We start from the raw sequence: 18865 nt of genomic DNA on the forward strand, positions 1-18865 counted from the left end.
GCCATGGAGTTCGCAAAGCTCTATTTCCGCAGTCCCTCGGCCGTCATCGGCCTGCTGCTGCTCATCCTCGTTCTGGCCATGGCGGGGACGGCCGACTGGCTCTATCCGCGCGATCCGCTGGCGCTTGCCGGGCGGCCGCTGATCTGGCCTTTCAGCAACCCGCGCTTCCTGCTCGGGACCGACAATTCCGGCCGCGACATCGCCGCGCAGATCTTCCATGGCGCACGCATTTCGCTGCTGATCGGTCTGGTCGCGACCTTCATCTCGGTCATGATCGGCATCACGATCGGCGCCTTCGCCGGCTATTACGGCAGCTGGGTCGACACCGTACTGATGCGCGTGACCGAGGCCTTCCAGACATTGCCGAACTTCCTGTTGCTGCTCGTGCTCGTCGCGGTGTTCGGCTCGACCATCACCACGGTGACGGTCGCCATCGGCATCGTCTCATGGCCGGCTTCGGCGCGACTGACGCGCGCCGAGTTCCTTTCGCTGCGCAACCGCGAGTTCGTGCAGGCGGGACGCACACTGGGACTGAAGGACATCAAGCTGATCTTTGGCGAGATCCTGCCGAACGCATTACCGCCGGTGATCGTCTATGCCAGCGTCGTGATGGCGGTCGCGATCCTGCTCGAGAGCGCGCTCGCCTTCCTGAAGCTCTCCGATCCGAATGTTGCCTCCTGGGGCAACCTGATCGGCGCAGGGCGCGATGTGCTGCGCGTGCAGTGGTATGTCTCGGCCATTCCCGGCATTGCCATTCTCGTCACCGTGCTCGCCGTCTCGCTGGTCGGGCAGGGGCTCAATGACGCTCTCAATCCGAGGCTGAAGAGCCGATGACCCCGATTCTTGTTCTCGACGATGTCAGCGTGAAGCTGCCGGCCGGCGCCGACCGGTCGCACGCCATGGCGAATGTGTCGCTCTCCCTGGCGGCCAATGAGATCCTCTGCGTGGTCGGCGAATCCGGCTCCGGCAAGTCGATGACGGCCAATGCCATCATGCGGCTGCTGCCGGGCGGGGTCGCGATCGACGGCGGGCGCATCCTCTTCGAGGGCCGCAACCTTGCCGATGTGAGCGAGGCCGAGATGCGCAAGGTGCGCGGCGCCGGTATCGCGATGATCTTCCAGGAGCCGATGACCGCGCTGAATCCCTTGCGCAGCATTGGCGACCAGATCGGCGAGATGTTCGAGATCCATACCGATCTGCCGGCTGGCGAGATCAGGACGCGGGTCCTCGCCCTGCTCGATGAAGTGCGGATTCCCGATCCGGCTTCGACGCTCAAGGCTTATCCGCATGAACTCTCGGGCGGTCAGCGCCAGCGCGCCATGATCGCCATGGCGCTCGCACTCGATCCCAGGGTGCTGATCGCCGACGAGCCGACGACTGCGCTCGACGTCACCACCCAGGCGCAGATCCTCGAACTCATTCGCGACCTGCAGCGGCGCAAGGGCACGGCCGTTCTGTTCATCACCCATGATTTCGGTGTCGTTGCCGAAATCGCCGACCGTGTCGCGGTGATGAGCCAGGGCCGCGTCGTCGAAGAGGGCACGGCCAGTGCGGTGCTGGACAATCCCCGGCACGCGTACACGAAGCAGCTGATCGCCGCAGTGCCGCCACTGAAGGCTCCGCCTCCGCGTCCGCTGTCGAGCGATCCGATCCTGACCATAGAGCACGTCTCGAAGACGTATCGCACCGGTGGCTTCTTCGGTCGCGGCCAGCGCATCACCCACGCGGTCAAGGATGTTTCGCTGGTGCTGCCGAAGGGCGGCACGCTCGGCATCGTCGGCGAGTCCGGTTCCGGCAAGTCGACATTGGCGCGCTGCCTCGTGCGCCTGATCGATCCCGAGAGCGGCGAGATCCGCCTGAACGGCCGCGACCTCGCCTGTCTGACCCGCGAGCAGATGCGGGCGGAGACGCGCCATATCCAGATGGTGTTCCAGGATCCATTCGCCTCGCTCAACCCGCGCCGCAAGGCGGGCGAGGCGGTTGCGCAAGGCCTCGTCGTTCACGGCATGCCGCGTGCGCAGGCATTGGCGCGCGCCAAGGAACTCTTTGGGCTGGTCGGTCTCGATCCCGCCGCGACCGAACGCTACCCGCATGAGTTCTCGGGCGGCCAGCGCCAGCGGATCGGACTTGCCCGCGCATTGGCTCTGGAGCCGGATGTGCTGGTGGCGGACGAGCCTGTCTCCGCGCTCGACGTATCGGTCCAGGCGCAGGTGCTGAAGCTGTTGGCGGAACTGCGCCAGCGTCTTGGCCTGTCGATCGTCTTCATCACCCATGATCTGCGCGTGGCGGCTCAGGTCTGCGATCTTGTCGCTGTCATGAAGAGCGGGGAGGTGGTGGAGGCCGGGCCGATCGGCTCTGTCTTCGGCAATCCGCAACACCCCTATACCCAAGCGCTGCTCGCCTCGATTCCCGGACGCGAGTTCGGGCTGGAGCGGGTGGCCGAGCGGCAGGAGGGCTGACCCCTCAGACACGCGTCGTAACCCTTCGCCCGGCGGCGCAGGGGCGAGCATTTTCCGGCTTGAACAGCGTTAACTGGTTCTATATTGGTATCGTACCAGAGGGTGTTGATCGCGCTGAGCGCGCGAAGCGGGAGCACGCGGAACAGTGGAAGGCGAAGGGTCTCTTTCAGGGTCCGCAGAACGTCCCGCTGTCTCTGCTGTTCCGAAGGAATCGGCCGGCTGGCGCATCCTGTCGCAGGTCAGCGTCAAGGGCAGTGCGCCCTTCAACGAGGACATGGCGGGATCTTCCGGCTCGCATGCATGGATCATCGACGGGTCCGCCTTCTTCTCAGGCGCTTCCAGAACGGAGCAGCAATCGGAAGGGGCGTGGCTCGCGCAGCGGGTCGATGAGATCCTGCGTTCCACGGCGCGCGATGAAGCCCCGCTTTCCGAGATCGCGGCAACTCTCGAGGTGGCTGCCGCTCGGGATTACGCCGTGCTGGGTGACGGTCAGCCTGAGCGTATCGGAGGAGAGGGGCCTTCGGCCGTCCTCGGCCTCGTGCGCCTTTCAGCCATGGGGGAATCCTGTCGTATCGAGGGGGTGGTGATCGGCGACGTGTCGATCATTATTCTCGATGGCGAACATATGGAGCGCTGGACGGACGCTTCGGCGGGCCCGTTCGAGGCCCGGACAATCGCAGCGGCCGGAACCGGCCTGCGGCGTGACGGCGAGCCGATTTCGGCGCCTGCTCTGGCGCAGATTCACGAGAATCGCCGTTTCCTGAACCAGCCGGATGGCTATTGGGCTGTTCATCCCGGGCTTCCGTGGCAAGCGGGCTTGCGTTCCTTCTCCGCGACCGTGTCCCCGACGGCGACGGTCCTGCTCGCTTCCGACGGGTTCATGCGCCTTGTCGATGTCTTGAAACGCTACGACGAGGCTGGTCTCATGCAGGCTGTGGTGCGCGACGGTGCGACTGCACTCGTTGCCGAACTGCGCCGGCTCGAGAACGGAGATCCTCGCACGGAACGGTTCAACCGCGTCAAGATCCACGATGACGCGACCGCGCTCGTCGTGACGCCGAACTTGCCGGCCGTCGAATTCATCCAACAATAACAAACGTTACGTTCAACGAGGGAGAGCAAACATGTTGGCCGGGATTCTGACCAGATCCATCTTGAGACGCGCGCTTGGCAAGCTCGCCCTGACGGCTTTCGCCGCCGCGACAGTCCTTGCGGCTCCGGTGCAGGCGGAAGATCTCACCCTCTGGAGCTGGCGCCAGGAAGATAAGGCAGCCTACGCCAAATTCATCGAGGCGTTCCGCAAGAAACATCCGGACATCAATGTGAAGTTCGAGGCTTTCGAGGCCGCGAACTATCCCACAGTCCTGTCGACCGCACTTGCTGGCGGCACCGGGCCGGACATCGTGCAGGTGCGCGCCTACGGCACGCTTGGCGTCGGCAAGCCGGACTATCTCGTGCCGCTCGACAAGACGATGGTGCCGGAATTCGACAATTTCCCCGCGTCGGCGGTGGCGGCAGAGACCATGCGGTCCGATGGCAAGCTCTATGCGGTGCCCTTCGCCTCGCAGACGATGCTGATCATCTACAACAAGGATCTGTTCGAGAAGGCCGGCGTCACGCCGCCTGCGACATGGGACGAGCTCGTCGCCGTTTCGAAGACGCTGAAGGAGAAGGGCATCACCCCCTTCGGTAACGGCACCGCCACCTCCTGGCAGAACGAGACCATCGTCGGCGCCTTGCTCTCCTCCCAGATCGGCAAGCAGTTCGAGCAGGACGTGCTCGCCGGCAAGGCCGACTTCACCGATCCGCGCTTCGTTGGCGCTCTCGCCAAGCTGAACGAGCTGAAGGAGTACTTCGCCCCGAATTTCTCGGGCGTGGATTATGCCGCGTCGCAGCAGTTCTTCGCGGCCGGGCGCGCAGCCATGTTTGCCGGTGGCTCCTTCGAGCTCGCCAACTTCCTGCGCCAGAACCCGAAGCTGAAACTGGGGATGTTCGCCTCGCCGGTTGCCAAGGCCGGGGATGAGCGGCTTGTCGCGCTCTATTACGATGGCGGCTACGCGATCAACGCCGCGTCGAAGAAGAAGGACGCAGCGCTCAAGTTCCTGCGCTTCCTCGGTACGCCTGAGTTCGGCACGGCCTTCTCGAACGATCTGCAGAACATCTCGCCAATCAAGGGCGTGAAGTTCGAGAATCCGTTGTTGAAGGAGGTCGCGGCGCTCAACGAGCGGGCCATGTCCTACATCATGCTGGTCAATTTCCGCTATCAGGAGCCGACGGGCTCGGTGCTGCTGCAGTCCGGCGTGCAGAAGATGCTGGCGGGCAAGGCGACTCCGGCCGAGGTCGGTGCCGAGGTCACGAAGGGCATCGGGACCTATTACGCACCCTTCAAGAAGTAAGCTCCGGGGCTGAAGCTCCCATGATGCGCATGGCCGGCAGAACCCGACCATGCGCTTGGACAGGCGCGCGCCGGGCTCTCCCCCTGAGTGCTGCTTCAACAGGCCAGGTCTCATGAAGACGGATTACCGACGCCGCGAAAGGCGCAAGCGCGCGGCCTGGATCGCATTTCTCATCGTGCCGCCGATGGCGATGATGCTGACCTTCGTCGTCTGGCCGCTGCTGGTGGCGCTCAGCTCTGCCTTCTATCGCTGGGAGGGGATGGCCCAGGGAGAATTCGTCGGCCTGCAGAATTTCAGCGATGTCCTGTTCGGTGATMATTTCGCGGCGCTGACCTGGCGCGCCTTCCGGCACAATCTCTTCGTCTTCTTCGCGCTTTTCGTGGTGCAGAACACCGCCGGATTTCTGCTTGCCTGGTTCATCTATCGGGAGCCGTTCGGCTTTCGCTTTCACCGGATCGCGATTTTCATGCCGGTGATCCTGTCCACCGTCCTGGTCGGGTTCCTGTGGAAGCTCTTCCTCGACCCCAATTTCGGCCTCATCAATCAGCTTCTCGACATGATCGGCCTCGGCGCGCTGCGCCAGCCCTGGCTCGGTCAGGAGACGACGGCGCTGCCCGCGCTGGTCATGGCCAATGCCTGGCACTGGGTCGGGTTTCCCGCCCTGGTCTATCTGGCCGGAATGCAGCGCATCCCCCGCGAAATCCTGGAAGCGGCCAAGCTCGACGGCTGCAGCAGCTGGCAGATGCTGACCCGTGTCGTCTGGCCACTGGTGGCGCCCTCCACGACCATCACATTGACGCTGCTCTTCATCGGCGCCTTCAACTGGTTCGAGCTGCCCTACATCATGGCGGGGCTGGACGGCTCGCCCTACGGGTCGACGGACGTGCTGGGGCTCTATTTCTACCGCACTGCCTTCGGCAACCAGAGCGCAGGCCTTCAGGATTTCGGGCACGGCAATGCGCTTGCCGTCTTGATGTTCATGTTCATCGCGGTCGTCGCGACGCTCATTACGCAGTATCTGCGCCGCCGGGAGATCGCGCTGTGACGGCAAAGGCCCAAAGCCCGGACCCATTGTTTCCGCGCAGCAGCCCCGGCAGCCTGATCGCCGCCGCGCTGCTCGTCGGCAACTCCGTTCTGATGCTCTACCCGATCGTCATCATGGTCTTCTCGGCCTTCAAGACGACCGGGGAGATCTTCGACGCACCGTTTTCCGTTCCTGATTTCACCTATGTCGCGAACTTCACCCGGATCTGGGGCGAGACAAGCCTGCCGGGCTACTTCATCAACTCGGTGATCATCACCGGCTCGTCCATCGCGCTTATCCTGCTGCTCGGCACGATGGGGGCCTATGCGCTCGCGCGTTACGAGTTCCCGGGCAATTCGGCCATCTTCATGTTCTTCCTGGCCGGCCTGATGCTGCCCTTGAAACTCGCGGTGATCCCACTCTTTCTCCAGATGCGCGATTTCGGCCTGCTCGACACCCGTTTCGGCCTCATCCTGATCTATACGGCGATGGGCCTGCCCTCGACGATCTTCATCATGACCGGGTTCTTGCGGACGTTGCCGACGGAACTCGAGGAGGCCGCGCGCATCGACGGGGCGTCCGAGCCCCGGATCATGCTGTCCATCATGCTGCCGCTATCCGTGCCACCGATGGTCATTTCCGCGATTCAGAATGCCGTGCCGACCTGGAATGATTTCTTCTTCCCGCTCGTCTTCATCCAGACCGATGTGCGCAAGACCCTGCCTCAGGGCCTTTCGGTGTTCATGGGCGAATATACCACCGACTGGGGCATGCTCTTTGCCGGCCTCACCATCGCAGCCCTGCCACTGACCATCATCTACATCGTGATGTCGCGCCAGTTCATCCGGGGCATGACCGCAGGGGCGGTAAAGTGACACTTCTAGACAATCAGAACCTGATACCGCCGGGCAGCCTCGCCGTGTCCTGCCAGGCGCGGGCGGACAACCCGTTGCATGGGCCGGTGTTCATGGCGGCGATGGCCCAGGCGGCGGAGCATGGCGGGGCGCTCGCCCTGCGTGCCAATGGGCCTGCCGATATCGCTGCGATCCGCGCGGTCAGCACGCTGCCGATCATCGGCATCCTCAAACGCTGGGACGATCACTTTCCGGTCTATATCACGCCCGATTTCGCCGCGGCTGCGCTGATTGCTGCCGCGGGCGCCGACATCATTGCGCTCGATGCAACCGCCAGGCCCCGCGATGGCGAACCACTCGGGGTTCTGATCGCGCGCATCCGCGGTGAACTGGGCAAGCCCGTCTTCGCGGATTGCGCGACGTTCGAGGACGGTGTCCGTGCGGCCAGGCTTGGCGCCGACTACATTGCCACGACCTTGTCCGGCTACACCGATGAGACCGCTGCGTTGAAGGCGGCGGGGCCGGATATCGCGCTGATCGCTGCCCTCGCTGGCGCCATATCGACGCCGATCGTGGCGGAGGGGCGTTTCGAGCGGCCGGAGCAGCTTGATGCGGCCTTCGCAGCCGGTGCGCACGCCGTGGTCGTTGGCACGGCCATCACCAATCCCCGCGAGATCACCCGCCGTTTCGTCGCGCATGCCCGGGCTTGAGCACCCGCTGGGCCTGGGCATCGAGACGGGCGGGACGGCGTCGCGCTGGTGTCTCGTCTCCGCAGCTGGCGAGGTCATGGCACGAGGCGACGTGGCACCGATGACGGGCCATGTCTTCAGCGAGGCGGACCATGAGCGCGTGCGAGGCATCTTTGCGGGGCTCGCGTCGGAACTCGCAGGCCATAGCCGGCCCAGCGCCATCGTGGCCGGCGTCACGGGCGTTGGATCGGCTTCGCCGACGACGGCCCTCTTTGCACGGATGCTCGCGGGTGCCTTCCAATGCGCCGAGACATCCGTGCTCGTCGTGGACGACATGTGGCTCGGTTATCGCGCCCGCTTTGCGCCCGGCGAGGGCATCGTCGTCTATGCCGGTACCGGCTCCATCGGCTACCACCTCGCGGCAGGCGGCGAGATCATCCGAGCCGGCGGCTATGGCGTGCTGGTCGACGATGGCGGGGCGGCGACCTGGATCGCGACCGAGGCGTTGCGGTTCGTCCTGCGGCGAGAAGATGAAGCGCCGGGTTCCGGCTGGAGCACAGTGATTGGCCGGGCGCTCTCCGCAGCTGTTGGCGGCAGCTCCTGGGATGCGGCCCGCGTCTATATCTATGGCGGCGACCGCGGCAGCCTGGGGCTTTTGGCCCGTGCCGTAAGCGCTGCCGATGAGGCCGGGGATCCCGAAGCGAGACGGATTTTTGTGGGGGCAGGACGGGAACTCGCCCGCCTCGCTCTGGCACTGCGTGGGCGTGTCGGCCTCAAGCCGGTGGCCCTGGCCGGCCGTGCGATCACGCTCTCGCCAGCCATTGCCGAAAGCTTCGCAGCCTCCGTCGCGCCACCCGTGCTTTTGGCCGATGCCAGCCCCGATGTGCCGGCAGTCGCGGCGCGACTGGCCGTCGAGCTTGCTGCGAATCCAGGTGAGGGAGAGCCGGGCACAGGGCGTTGAAACCGCGCTATGTGCCCGGTCATCGACAAGAGCCCGGTCGGATCCTCAGCGGGGACGAACCGGCGCAGAAGACGCTTCGAGTTGCTCGAAGACGAAGGCCGCAAGGTAGCCATAGATCGCGTGGCCAATCAGGCTCATGAGGGAGAGGCGCGGCACGTCGGTGAGAAGGAAGGCCTGACCGGCCAGGGGCGCGAAGAAGCCGAGCGCGATGAAGTAGGTGATCACCCCCCAGATCCAACCATCGGCGGGCATGCCGAAACTCTTCACGAAACGCGTCAGCGCGTAATAGCCGAGCGGGTAGAACAGGAAGCCTGTGAGGAAATGCAGCAGCTTCGCGACCGGCGTCGAAAGCGTCAGGCCGAGCTGGTGGGAAAACAGCGACTTCACCAACTCGGGCGGCTCCAGGGGGAATTCCGCGAACCACGCGGTCGGGACGGCCGAGAACAGTTCCCAGAAGCCAAGCCCGGCAAAGCCGCCAAGGGCCAGGTTCGCGATGGTGCGTGCTGATAGAAGGGGGGTGGTCCAGGGCAGGGTGGTGGTGATCATGGCTGTTATTCCTGTGGTGGCGTTTAGTGGGCGAGCGCGAGCGGGGTCGCCGCGACGGCCAACGCGGCGGTGTGTGCGGCCGGCCGGTTGCGCAGCAACGCCAGCCGGCGCGCGGCGAAGAGGTTGGAGCCGCCGCGTTTCGTGATGCGTTCGCTAAGAAGCGGGGCCGCGCGCTCATGGTTGCCCGAGCGGATCAGGCTTTCGATATAGGCCTGCTCGAAGAGGTCGCGTTGAGCGTGGCTGCCACCGATCGCGACCAGTCCGTCGCGCGCGGCGCCCAGCAGCCTCGCCGCCTCGCTGTAGTCGCCTTCATGGAAGGCGAGCAGGCCGAAGGCCGCGAGCGCACCATGATGGGCCGCCTGCCTGCGCTCGCTGCTGCGATGCGCCCGGCTATCCCCAACGAGCGTGCGGGCGATCGCCTCCGCGCCGCTTGAATGCCCGGCGCCGAGCAATGAGAGAGCATAGTGCAGGTCGGCAAAGACCAGGCGGCCATCATCGATCCGGCCCTCGGCGAGTGCGGCCAGTTCCTCCCAGCGCGTCCCGACATCGACGCCGGCATATTCGAGCCGGGCAAGCAGCGAGGCGCCATTGGCTATGTCGCGATAATCGTCGGTGGGCTCGCCCCGGATATCGTTGTCATAGAGGCGCAGCACCTCCGCGGTCTCTCCGTGCTCGAGCCGGAACAGGGCGAGGTGCCAGACGATGTGGAAGCGCAGGTTATTGGCATGGGACCAGTTCCGGGCATTCCCGAGCCAGGTGATCCCCTCGTCGGCGCGGCCGGTCATTTCCAGCACATGCGCGACGGCGTGGCGGCCCCAGGCATCGCGTGGCGCAAGGACGACGGCGCGGCGGCCCGCTCGCTCGGCCTCGGCATAGAAACCCTGTTCTTCGAGCGCGAAAGCGTGGCAGCCATGGACATATCCGGCAAGCGGATGGCTTTCGCCGAAAGCCGGCGCGGTGCGGCGCAGGCAGGCCAGCATCTCGTCCTGATCACCGAGCATGAAGCGCAGGCCGTGAGAGAGTTTTAGCGCCAGCACGTCGAGGGGGTGGGCCTCCAGAATCGCTTCCAGGCGCCCGGCGGCCAGTCGCGGTGCATCGGCCAGCCAGAACGCCAATGCCTCGACCAGCATGCGCTCACGCTGTGTGACGGGACGCAACGCGATGGCCGCCTTGGCCTTGACGAGGCAGTCGCGCGCCGCTCCGAGCAATTCTGACCTGGCAAGCGAAAGAAGCATCAGGCCTTTGGCCGCATGAACCAGTGCGAAATCCGGATCCGCTGCCAGCACGCGGGCGAGATGCTCAGGTGTCGCGGCAGCATGGGCCAGCACGGCTTCGAGCGTGTCGTTCCAGGCGAGGCGTGCAGCGTCGTTCGCGACAGTGACGCGCTCGCCTGAGAGATCGTGATACATGAGGCTACTCCGTTCGAGCCCTTGAAGGGGCGTCTCTCGGGGAGTTCGCTGGCGGCCGATCAAGCGGCGATCAACTCGCTTCACGGACCCGTGTTGACAGGCCGTGCTTGGGCGCTTCCGTCTCATCCATGCGTTGCGGTTCAGCCTTCGCTGGCGCGGCATGACCAGCCCAGGGTGCGCTCTTGAACCAGCCGACCACGACCGCGACGCCGAGGATCGCTGCAAAGCCGACGAGATTGAGCAGCGCCATGCTCAACTCGGTCCGGCCCAGCATATCGGCTGCGGTGGTGGCGAGCCGTGCCAGCACGACGCTGGCAAGAAATGCGGCGAGCGATTGCCGTCCGATCAAGATGAGCAAGTGGCCAACGCCCTGATCCAGATTCCGGCGCCAGGGCTCGACCAGGCTGAGAACGAGATAGGCCAATGCCAGGAAATGCAGCACGCGCAGGATGTGCAGATTGCTCTTCTCGCTGGCGGGCAGGATCAGGTCGCGTAGCGCCTGCGCCGCCGGCCAGTGCTCCAGGAAACCCCAGAAGGAGAACGGTACGGAAAGGAGCAGGAAGACGCCGGCAGCAAGCATCAGCCTGTGCTCGCCAAGCCGCGGTACCGGCAACCATTTCATACCGATGAAGAACCCGATGAAGAAGATGAGCTGCCAAGCGAAGGGGTTCAGGAACCAGCCGGCGCCGTTCCAGGGATTTCCGGGGAGATTGAGGTCGACAGCCCAGGCAAGCCCATAGAGCAGCGCCACCATCAGGAAGGGCAACCCAGCATTGATCCGGTGCAGCGCCATGGCCACCGGAACCAGGGCCAGGATCACCAGATACATCGGCAGGATATCGAGATAATCCGGCTGCCAGGTCAGCGTCGCGAGGCCGAGCAGTGCGGTGTCCGGGGAGCTCAGGAGCGGCGCGAACTGGGACGCGAGCATGCCAAGGCCGAAACTGTGATCGAGCAGCGCGGCGAGCGCGATCAGCGCCAGAACGAGTCCGAGTTGCGCCCAATAGACCTGCCAGATGCGCAGCATGATGCGCGCGGTTCCAAGCCACAGGCCGCGGCGAACAAAGACGCTGCCGAAGGCGAGTGCGCTGGCAATGCCGGAACAAAAGACGAAGAGTTCGGCGCCTGACGAGAAGCCGAAGCGAGCAGGGATGAAGGCGTTCCAGCTGTTCTGCGGCCAATGCGCGACGAAGATGATCAGCATCGTCAGGCCGCGGAAGAAGTCGAGCCGTTCATCGCGCGGGCGCTTGCCTGCCTTCTGTTGAAGCGTGCGCATCAGAAGGCTCCTTCGTAGCTGCCTGCATCGATCCTGCAGGCGAGCACCGTGAAACCACTGCGTTGGAATGCGGCGCGTGCCTCGCGCCTGAGGCTGTCCGGGTTTGAGATCGTGCTGCCGTGGCCGCCCATCGCGCCGGCAATCGCCGCGAAATCGGTGCCGCCAAAATCGACTGCTGCGCGGGCTAGGCCAAGCTGGCGCTGCTTCAGTGCGATCAGGCCAAGGCTCTCATCGACAAATACGACGAGGACAACCGGCAGCGCCAGATCGCGCAGGGTCGCGAGCTCGCCCAGGACCATTTCGAGGCCGGCATCGCCGACGAAGCAGAGTGTGGGCTGCCCCGTGCCGAGCGCCGCGCCAGTCGCCAGTGGGAGTGCGCAACCCATCGTGCAGAGCCCGGTCGACTGCAGCAGGCGGCGCGGCCCGTCGCTCCTCCACATCTGGCTGAGCAGAATCCGGTGCGCTCCGGAATCGGCCGTGACGATGGTTTTCACCGGCGCGACCTCGCGCAGGATGTCGATGACGGCATGGGGACCCCAGTCCGATGGCGGAGCGAAGGCCTCGCTGAGCGCCGCGCGAATGGCGGCGGGGCGCCCGTCCGGCCAGGTGCCGTCCAGCATTGCTTCTTCGCCGAGCCGCGACAGGATGGTGCCGACATGACCTTCGAGAAGCAGCGTCGCGCTATGCATGCCGTGGTGGACATCCTCGGCGACGATGTCGATTACGCGTTTGCCCGTCGGCCAGGGATTGCGCCAGCCCTGGCGCATCTCGATCGGGTCGTAGCCGGCGAGCACGACGAGGTCGGCCTCGTCCAGCAGCGGCCGTACCAGCGCATCGGCCCTCGGCGACAATCCGACTCCGCCGATCACGCGCGGATCGCTTTCCGGCACCAGGCCCTTGGCCTTGTAGGTGGTGAGCAGCGGGGCACCGGTCCGGGTGAGGAATAGGTCGAGTGCGGCGGCGGAGCCCTCATTCACCAGGTCGAGCCCGGCAATGACCAGCGGCCGCTTCGCAGTCGCGATCATCTCGCGTGCGAAACTGAGATCGGTGGGGGCGCTGTTGTCGGGAGGCTTCACGATCTGGACCGCGCGCTGGACAGTCTTCGCCTCGGCGACCGCGATCGGCAGATCGATATGGACCGGGCCGGGCCGGCCACTCCCGGCAATGGCGAGAGCCTTCTGCACCACCAGATCCTCGGTGCCCTGCGCGGCGCGAAAACTTGCCTTCACCAGCGGCCGCAGCACTGCCTGATGGTCGAAGATCTGATGCGTGTAGCTTTCAGCCAGGGCCTGATCGACGCAGCCGGTGATGAAGATCAGAGGGACGCGATCCTGCCGGGCATTGGCAACGACATTGACCGCATTGGCGACGCCGGGCCCGAGTGTCGCGACCAGAACCGGCAAGCCGCCTGTCGCATGCCACAGCCCTTCGGCCATGAAACCCGCCGCATTCTCGTGCTTGGCGAGGAGGAAGCGGATGCCGGCACGTTCAAGCGCATCGACCAGCGCCAGGACCTCGCCGCCGGGAATGCCAAAGGCATGTGTCGCGCCGGCGGCAGCCAGCTGCTGCGCCATCAGATCGGCGCCTCGGACGCATGCTGCTTCTGCCGCTTTCGGCGTCATCTCGGTTAGGCTTGTATCCTGGCGCATGGTGTCTCCCTCGGTATCGGCAGGAGAGATCGCGCGAGGCGAGCTGCTGGTTACGGCCTCACGGAAAAGTGAGCCTGGCGCCCGCCGCGGCTGTCGGCATCTTGGGAGGCATCGCAAGTTGCCAGGCCCGCTCGACCCAGGCCGGGTCGGCCATATGACCGCCGCCATGGAGGCACAGTTCCAGCCGCGCAGGCCCGGGACAGTCTGTTCCCAGCCGACAGGTCAGGACCTCCGGCTGCGGCGCCTTCCGGACCTCATCCGCCCAGGATGAGGTGCAGCCGGGTGCCAGGACGGCGAGGCTCCTGAAGAGATCACCCTGCCTGTACCCGGACCGGAGTGGGCGCCCCGCCATCGGCACGGTTGTGTCGCTCGTGCCATGGACATGGATCAGATTGGGCCGGGGGGCGACGCAGTCCTGCGGAAATGGCTCCCAGAACGCACCGGCGATTGGCGCAAAGGCGGCAAAGCGCGATGGCATTCGGCAGGCCAGATTCCAGACCATGGACGCGCCTTGCGAGAAACCGCTGGCCAGAATCCTGCGGGGATCGACGGGGAAGCGTTGCGCGACGTCGTCGAGAACATGGCCGATGAAGGCGAATTCGTCGCGATGGTGTCCGGGAGAACCGGGATAGGACCAGGTCCGCCCCATCCCGTCAGGGGCGATCAGCGCAACGCCGAGGCGTTGCGCAACCGCGACGAGACCCTGATCGGCCATGATCTCCTCGGCCGAGCCTTGCCAGCCGTGAAAGTACATGATCGCGCCGCGCAGATGCCCGATCGCGGCCTGCGCAGGCAGCAGGATGCGATAGAATCCGCCCTCGACCGGGCAGCCTCCCTCGGCCGGGCAAGGCGTGAGGCGCGCTTCCGTCCTGGCGTGTTCCTGTGCGATGGCGGCGGATGTCAGCGTCGTGGTCAGCGCCATTGCGAGCGCTATGATCGCCAGGCCGAAGCGCGCTTCTGTCGCCATGTTCGTCGCTTTCCCGCGAAAGGCCCGGAAGGCCGCGCTCTGCGCGTATGCGAGCGTATCGGGGCGGGGCGAGGTCAGCATCTGCCAGTCACGGGCTTGTGAGCCCTGCATCATCATGCGACGGATTGGACACCCGCCTGCACGGCCCCGGAGAATCGCCGCTTCCCGTGTCTCTCGCCGATCTTGAAACGCAGCTGCGTCCCGTCTTTCTCTCCGCACTTGCCGGCGATGCGTCGGCCTATCGCACGTTCCTCGAGGCGATCAGCGTGCGCCTGCGCGGCTATTTGCGTCACCATCTGGCGCGAGCGGGGCGCAGCGAGCCGAGCGAGACGGAGGATGTCTTGCAGGAGACCTTGCTCGCCCTGCATCTCTCCCGGCACAGCTATGATCCGGCGAGCCCCGTAACCGCCTGGGCCCATGCGATCGCGCGCTATAAACTCGTTGATCATTTGCGCCGCTCCGGGCGGCACGCGTCCAACCTGCCGATCGATGACGAGGCCTATCAATTGGCGGCGCCAGACACGCCTGCCTCCGATGCCCGGTTGGACTTGACGCGAGCCCTGCAATCCTTGCCTGAACGGACGCGAACGCTGATCGACCAGGTCAAGGTCCAGGGCTGTTCGGTCGCTGAAGCCGCAAGCGCTGCCGGCATGACCGAGACGGCAGCGAAGGTCGCAATCCATCGCGGCCTGCGGGCCATGGCGCGCCTCCTGACCATGCGCAGGGCACCGTGACCGCGATGCGCGTGCTGCGGCAGCGTGAGCGCACCCGACGCTGTAACCTTTCGCCTGTTTGCTGCGAAATCCCGTCCATCACAGTACAATGACCGATCCGACATGCAGACAGACGAGCTGATTTCCCTCATGGCCACGAGCAGCCAGCCGGTTGATACCGGGTGGCTGCGCCGTATCACCTGGCTTGCTGCGTTCCTCGCCATGATCGGGGCGACGCTTGCCGTGCTCCTGACGCTCGGCGCGCGCCGGGACCTGGCGGGGGCCTGGGCCAGCGCGCCGGTGCTGGGCAAGGTCCTGCTCGGAGCGAGTGTGGCCGGGATCGCCGTGGCGGTTTTCCAGCGCAGCCTGCGGCCCGGTCTCAGTCCGCGAGGACATCTGTCCTTCATCCTGCTCCCGATCACCGCCGTGATGCTGTGGGCTCTCGTCGTTCTGGCTCGGGCGCCTGCCGGAGAATGGGCCAATTTGACCTTTGGCAGGAGCTGGCAGGCCTGCCTGATCTCCGTTGTGCTCTACGGGCTGATCCCGTTCGCTGCCATGATCGCGGTCGCCCGGCGCGGCGCGCCGGTCGATTTGCGCCTCACTGGCGCTGCCGCCGGAGTTGCATCCGCGGCCTTGGCGACCATCGCCTACAGCGTGCATTGCCCTGAGGATACGATCCCCTTCATCGCAAGCTGGTATCCGCTGGCGATGGGCCTGATGGCTGTCGTCGGAGCCCTCGCTTTTCCGCGATTCGTGCGCTGGTAGTGGAGCCTGAGGCAGTCAGCGGCTGTCATCAGGCCGGCAGCCTGGCGAGGTCCGGCTTGCCTGCCCGCCCTCTGAGCCAACCAAGGTTCGGCGCGATCAGGCGAATGAAGTCGTCGATGATCTGCTCATAATCCTCCGCTTCGAAATTATAGGGCAACTCAAGACGCAACTCGTCGACCKCGCGCAGCACTGGGTCTTGCAACAATGCGATCAGGATCTGCTCCGATGTGCCGATGAGATCCGGAGCGAACTGGGTTCGGCGTTCGCCCTGCGGTTTCAGGGTGCGCTCATGCCGGCTGGCGGCGTAATCGCGATAGCGACTGCGGGTCTTTGCATCGGCCCCGTCGAGCGGGACGATAACACGGCCAACGGCAATGCGTGGCTGATGCTGGGCCTGCCAGCTGCTGCGATAGAGAGCGAGCTGACGCAGTTGGGCCTCGAAGAAATTGTCGGTCTCCTCGCCGATATTGATGTTGCCGACGAGAAGGTTGAAGCCGTTCTCCCCGGCCCAACGGGCTGAACGCAGCGATCCTCCGCCATACCAAAGCCGTTCACGCAGCCCCGGTGCGTGCGGTTGGATACGCGGCCGCAACCGCCCTGCCGCCGATGTGATGAAAGTCTCGTCGTCGCCGAGATAGGCGCCGTCGAGATTGGCTGCGAGGCGGGCGACACGCTGATGCGAATAGTCTGAATCTGTCCGGTCTCCGTCGAGGAAGCGCTGACCCAACAGCTCGGCATACGACGGTGGCCCGGCGCTGAGGCCGACATTGAGGCGCCCATGTGCGAGTACGTCGACAAGCGACAGGTCCTCGGCCAGCCGGAACGGGTTCTCGTAACCGATCTGGATCACGGCGGAGCCGATCTCGATGCGTCGAGTCCGCTGGCTTGCAGCGGCCAGAAAGACACTGGCCGAGGAGACGCCGGGTTCGAGATGGCGTTGGCGCACCCAGGCGCTGTCGAAGCCGAGCCGTTCGCCGAATTCGAAGAGCTGGAGGGTGTCCTCCAATCCAACCAGTGGAGCGTCGTCGCGGTAATTGCCGGGCGTCAGGAAGCCGATCCGGCTAATCGTGAGCGGAGTGGCGGGCATGATGAACTCACAAGGCATTGGGGGCGTCGGCTTCAGGACTTGGGCAAGCCTGGCGGATTGGTCTCGGAGCGCTCCAGAGCCTCTTCCTCAAGTCCCCAGCGCGCGAGCGCCTGGCGGTACTTGTCGGTGGCGATCAGGCCATTGGTGGCGGCAGTCAGCGCGTCGACGAGACCGCTGCCTTTGGGCGTCGTAATCGCGACATCCGATTTGAGAGGCCAGCCGGCGCTGAGAGTGCCGGCTCGCCGGATGTTGCGGTCGCGTGCGGCGATGAAGACCAGTTGAGCATGCGGCTGGACGATGACGTCGGCGCGGCCGGCGAGCAGTGCGATCAGTTTGGTCGGCTCGTCGTCGTAATAGTGCAGGTCGAGTGGCTTGAGCCCGGCTGCGACATTCAACTTGCTCCATGCGAGCAGGATGCGCTCCTGGTTAGTGCCGGCGCCGACGATGATGCGCAGGCCTGCCGCGTCCTTGGGTTCCCTAATGGACGTCACCGGGCTCTCGGCCTTCACATAGAAGCCGTGCAGGCCTTGCCGATAGGTGGAGAAGTCGAATTTCTCCTTGCGCTGCTCGGTGACGCCGACATTCGAGATCACCGCATCGTATTTGCCCGAGGCCAGGCCGAGCGGCCAGTCGGCCCAGGCGATCGGCAGAAGATTGAGCTTCAGGCCGAGGCTGTCGGCGATGAGCTGGGCAAAGTCTGGATCGGCACCGACGACGGTCCTGGCGTCGGTCGCATAGGTGGCGAGCGGCGGGCCGCTCGGGCTTATCGCGACGGTGAGCGAGCCCGGCTCGACGAAGACAAAGCCCTTGGGGATGGCCTTGATTGCCTCGGGGTTCCGTTCGGCGCGAAGCCTGCCCGGCTGCTCCGGGCCGAGATCGAAGGGCTGCGCGAGGGCGGGGGCAGAATTCCAGTAGGTGGTCGCCGCCCCAAGCAGCAGCGAGAGAATGGCTCGTCGCCCGATCATGATCGTCCTTCCAGTTCCAGAATTGGCCGCTTCGCTAAAGGACGTCAGCGCCGCCGCTGTCGCGCGGCGGCGCAAGGGCCTCAGCTCTTGGGCAGGCCGGGCGGGTTGGTGGTGGATTTCTCGACCGCCTCTGGGCCGAGATTCCAGCGGGTCAGCGCCTTGCCGTAATTGCCGTTTGCGATCTGGGTGTTGAGGGCATGGGTGATCGCTTCCGCCAGCCCGTTCCCCTTGCGGGTCGTCACCGCGATCTCGGCCAGCAGCGGCCAGCCGCCGCTGAAATTGCCCGCGAGTCTGGTCTTGCCTTCGCGGGCGGCCTTGAAGCTGAGCAGGGCGTTGGGGCCGAGATAGACGTCGGCCCGGCCTGTCTCGAGTGCGAGATAGAGCACGACGTCGTCGTCGTAATACTGCACCTCGACCGGTTTCAGGCCTTGTTTGAGGTTCTGCTCGTTCCAGCGCAGCAGGATTTGCTCCTGGTTGGTGCCGGAACCGACGATGACCTTGAGTCCGGCAACATCCTTGGGCTCCGTGATGGTGATCGGGTTGCTGGCTTTGACGTAGAAGCCGAGCAGGTCCTTGCGATAGGTGGAGAAGTCGAACTTCTCCTTGCGCTGTTCGGTGACGGTCACATTGCTGATTGCGGCGTCGTATTTGCCGGAGGCGACACCAAGCGGCCAGTCGGCCCAGGCGACGCTGACGATCTCGAGCTTCCGGCCAAGACTGTCGGCGACGAGCTGGGCGATGTCGGGCTCGGAGCCGACCAGCGTCCTTGTGTCGGTGCCATAGGCGCCGAAGGGAAGGCGCTGCGAGGCGATGGCGACGGTGAAGACGCCATCCCTGGCGAATTTGGCGTCCTTGGCGACCAGCTTGAGTGCCTCCTCGTTCCTCTCCGCACGGGGGCGGCCGGGTTGTTCCGGGCTGAGATCGAAGACCTGCTGGGCTATGGCAGGGACGGTGAGGAAGGCGGCTGCTGCGGCGAGCGCGCCGAAGCCGAGCGAAAGGGATCTGGTCCTTGCGGCCATGCTGAAAACTCCATGCGAGGGATCGGGACAGGCTCGGATCATCGGGGGAAGCGCAGGTCCCGCTGCGCTCGCCGGTTCTGGCCAGG

18 protein-coding genes are annotated in these 18865 nt (G+C 65.2%); 10 read left to right on the top strand and 8 right to left on the bottom strand.

Features of this window, described 5'->3' with window-relative positions; translation table 11 throughout:
* The first annotated feature begins 3 nt into the window (after window positions 1-3).
* The 8 genes from AC1DGP_RS12275 to AC1DGP_RS12310 all read left to right on the top strand — a co-directional run bounded on the left by AC1DGP_RS12275 (window position 4) and on the right by AC1DGP_RS12310 (window position 8383).
* Window positions 4-834 carry an ABC transporter permease gene (locus tag AC1DGP_RS12275; RefSeq protein ID WP_441505912.1) on the top strand — a complete coding sequence of 277 codons (831 nt, stop codon included), beginning with the start codon at window positions 4-6 and terminating at the stop codon, window positions 832-834.
* Window positions 831-2459 (top strand): ABC transporter ATP-binding protein, encoded by a 1629-nt coding sequence (locus AC1DGP_RS12280; RefSeq protein ID WP_441505911.1) that lies wholly within the window; start codon window positions 831-833, stop codon window positions 2457-2459. Before AC1DGP_RS12275 ends, AC1DGP_RS12280 begins: the two co-directional genes overlap by 4 nt.
* A 145-nt stretch (window positions 2460-2604) precedes the next feature.
* A complete protein-coding gene (locus AC1DGP_RS12285; RefSeq protein WP_441505910.1) occupies window positions 2605-3552 on the top strand; it encodes a hypothetical protein in 948 nt (315 codons plus the stop codon).
* 31 nt (window positions 3553-3583) lie between these two features.
* Window positions 3584-4855, top strand: a complete 1272-nt coding sequence (locus AC1DGP_RS12290) for an extracellular solute-binding protein (RefSeq protein WP_476832184.1) — start codon at window positions 3584-3586, stop codon at window positions 4853-4855.
* 112 nt (window positions 4856-4967) lie between these two features.
* A complete protein-coding gene (locus AC1DGP_RS12295) occupies window positions 4968-5900 on the top strand; it encodes a carbohydrate ABC transporter permease (protein ID WP_476832185.1) in 933 nt (310 codons plus the stop codon).
* Window positions 5897-6754 carry a carbohydrate ABC transporter permease gene (locus AC1DGP_RS12300; protein ID WP_441505908.1) on the top strand — a complete coding sequence of 286 codons (858 nt, stop codon included), beginning with the start codon at window positions 5897-5899 and terminating at the stop codon, window positions 6752-6754. Before AC1DGP_RS12295 ends, AC1DGP_RS12300 begins: the two co-directional genes overlap by 4 nt.
* Window positions 6751-7443 (top strand): N-acetylmannosamine-6-phosphate 2-epimerase, encoded by a 693-nt coding sequence (locus AC1DGP_RS12305; RefSeq protein ID WP_441505907.1) that lies wholly within the window; start codon window positions 6751-6753, stop codon window positions 7441-7443. Before AC1DGP_RS12300 ends, AC1DGP_RS12305 begins: the two co-directional genes overlap by 4 nt.
* On the top strand, window positions 7430-8383 hold the full coding sequence (locus AC1DGP_RS12310; RefSeq protein ID WP_441505906.1) for an N-acetylglucosamine kinase: 954 nt from the start codon (window positions 7430-7432) through the stop codon (window positions 8381-8383). Before AC1DGP_RS12305 ends, AC1DGP_RS12310 begins: the two co-directional genes overlap by 14 nt.
* 45 nt (window positions 8384-8428) lie before the next feature.
* On the opposite strand, the gene AC1DGP_RS12315 is transcribed toward AC1DGP_RS12310, so the two are convergent.
* The 5 genes from AC1DGP_RS12315 to AC1DGP_RS12335 all read right to left on the bottom strand — a co-directional run bounded on the left by AC1DGP_RS12315 (window position 8429) and on the right by AC1DGP_RS12335 (window position 14230).
* Window positions 8429-8929: a hypothetical protein gene (locus AC1DGP_RS12315; protein ID WP_441505905.1), complete on the bottom strand. Its 501-nt coding sequence runs from the start codon at window positions 8927-8929 to the stop codon at window positions 8429-8431.
* A gap of 23 nt (window positions 8930-8952) precedes the next feature.
* Window positions 8953-10338 carry a tetratricopeptide repeat protein gene (locus AC1DGP_RS12320; protein WP_441505904.1) on the bottom strand — a complete coding sequence of 462 codons (1386 nt, stop codon included), beginning with the start codon at window positions 10336-10338 and terminating at the stop codon, window positions 8953-8955.
* 70 nt (window positions 10339-10408) lie between these two features.
* A complete protein-coding gene (locus AC1DGP_RS12325) occupies window positions 10409-11614 on the bottom strand; it encodes an OpgC family protein (protein WP_441489790.1) in 1206 nt (401 codons plus the stop codon).
* Window positions 11614-13263: a thiamine pyrophosphate-binding protein gene (locus AC1DGP_RS12330; RefSeq protein WP_441505903.1), complete on the bottom strand. Its 1650-nt coding sequence runs from the start codon at window positions 13261-13263 to the stop codon at window positions 11614-11616. The genes AC1DGP_RS12325 and AC1DGP_RS12330 overlap by 1 nt, the downstream gene beginning before the upstream one ends.
* Window positions 13264-13321: 58 nt before the next feature.
* Window positions 13322-14230, bottom strand: a complete 909-nt coding sequence (locus AC1DGP_RS12335) for a CE1 family esterase (RefSeq protein WP_476832186.1) — start codon at window positions 14228-14230, stop codon at window positions 13322-13324.
* Window positions 14231-14397: 167 nt separating this feature from the next.
* Here AC1DGP_RS12335 and AC1DGP_RS12340 point away from each other — a divergent pair, with 167 nt between their 5' ends.
* Both AC1DGP_RS12340 and AC1DGP_RS12345 read left to right on the top strand, forming a co-directional pair.
* Window positions 14398-14964 carry a sigma-70 family RNA polymerase sigma factor gene (locus AC1DGP_RS12340; protein WP_441489793.1) on the top strand — a complete coding sequence of 189 codons (567 nt, stop codon included), beginning with the start codon at window positions 14398-14400 and terminating at the stop codon, window positions 14962-14964.
* Window positions 14965-15093: 129 nt separating this feature from the next.
* Complete coding sequence (locus AC1DGP_RS12345) at window positions 15094-15708, top strand: DUF1109 domain-containing protein (protein ID WP_441489794.1); 615 nt, start codon at window positions 15094-15096, stop codon at window positions 15706-15708.
* Between the two features lie 28 nt (window positions 15709-15736).
* On the opposite strand, the gene AC1DGP_RS12350 is transcribed toward AC1DGP_RS12345, so the two are convergent.
* The 3 genes from AC1DGP_RS12350 to AC1DGP_RS12360 all read right to left on the bottom strand — a co-directional run bounded on the left by AC1DGP_RS12350 (window position 15737) and on the right by AC1DGP_RS12360 (window position 18779).
* Entirely contained in the window at window positions 15737-16795 is a 1059-nt protein-coding gene (locus tag AC1DGP_RS12350) for an LLM class flavin-dependent oxidoreductase (protein WP_476832187.1), read from the bottom strand.
* Window positions 16796-16827: 32 nt separating this feature from the next.
* Window positions 16828-17760: an ABC transporter substrate-binding protein gene (locus AC1DGP_RS12355; protein ID WP_476832188.1), complete on the bottom strand. Its 933-nt coding sequence runs from the start codon at window positions 17758-17760 to the stop codon at window positions 16828-16830.
* 80 nt (window positions 17761-17840) lie between these two features.
* Window positions 17841-18779, bottom strand: a complete 939-nt coding sequence (locus AC1DGP_RS12360) for an ABC transporter substrate-binding protein (RefSeq protein ID WP_441505901.1) — start codon at window positions 18777-18779, stop codon at window positions 17841-17843.
* Window positions 18780-18865: the final 86 nt, after the last annotated feature.

This window comes from Allobosea sp. 05T433 (assembly GCF_056396065.1).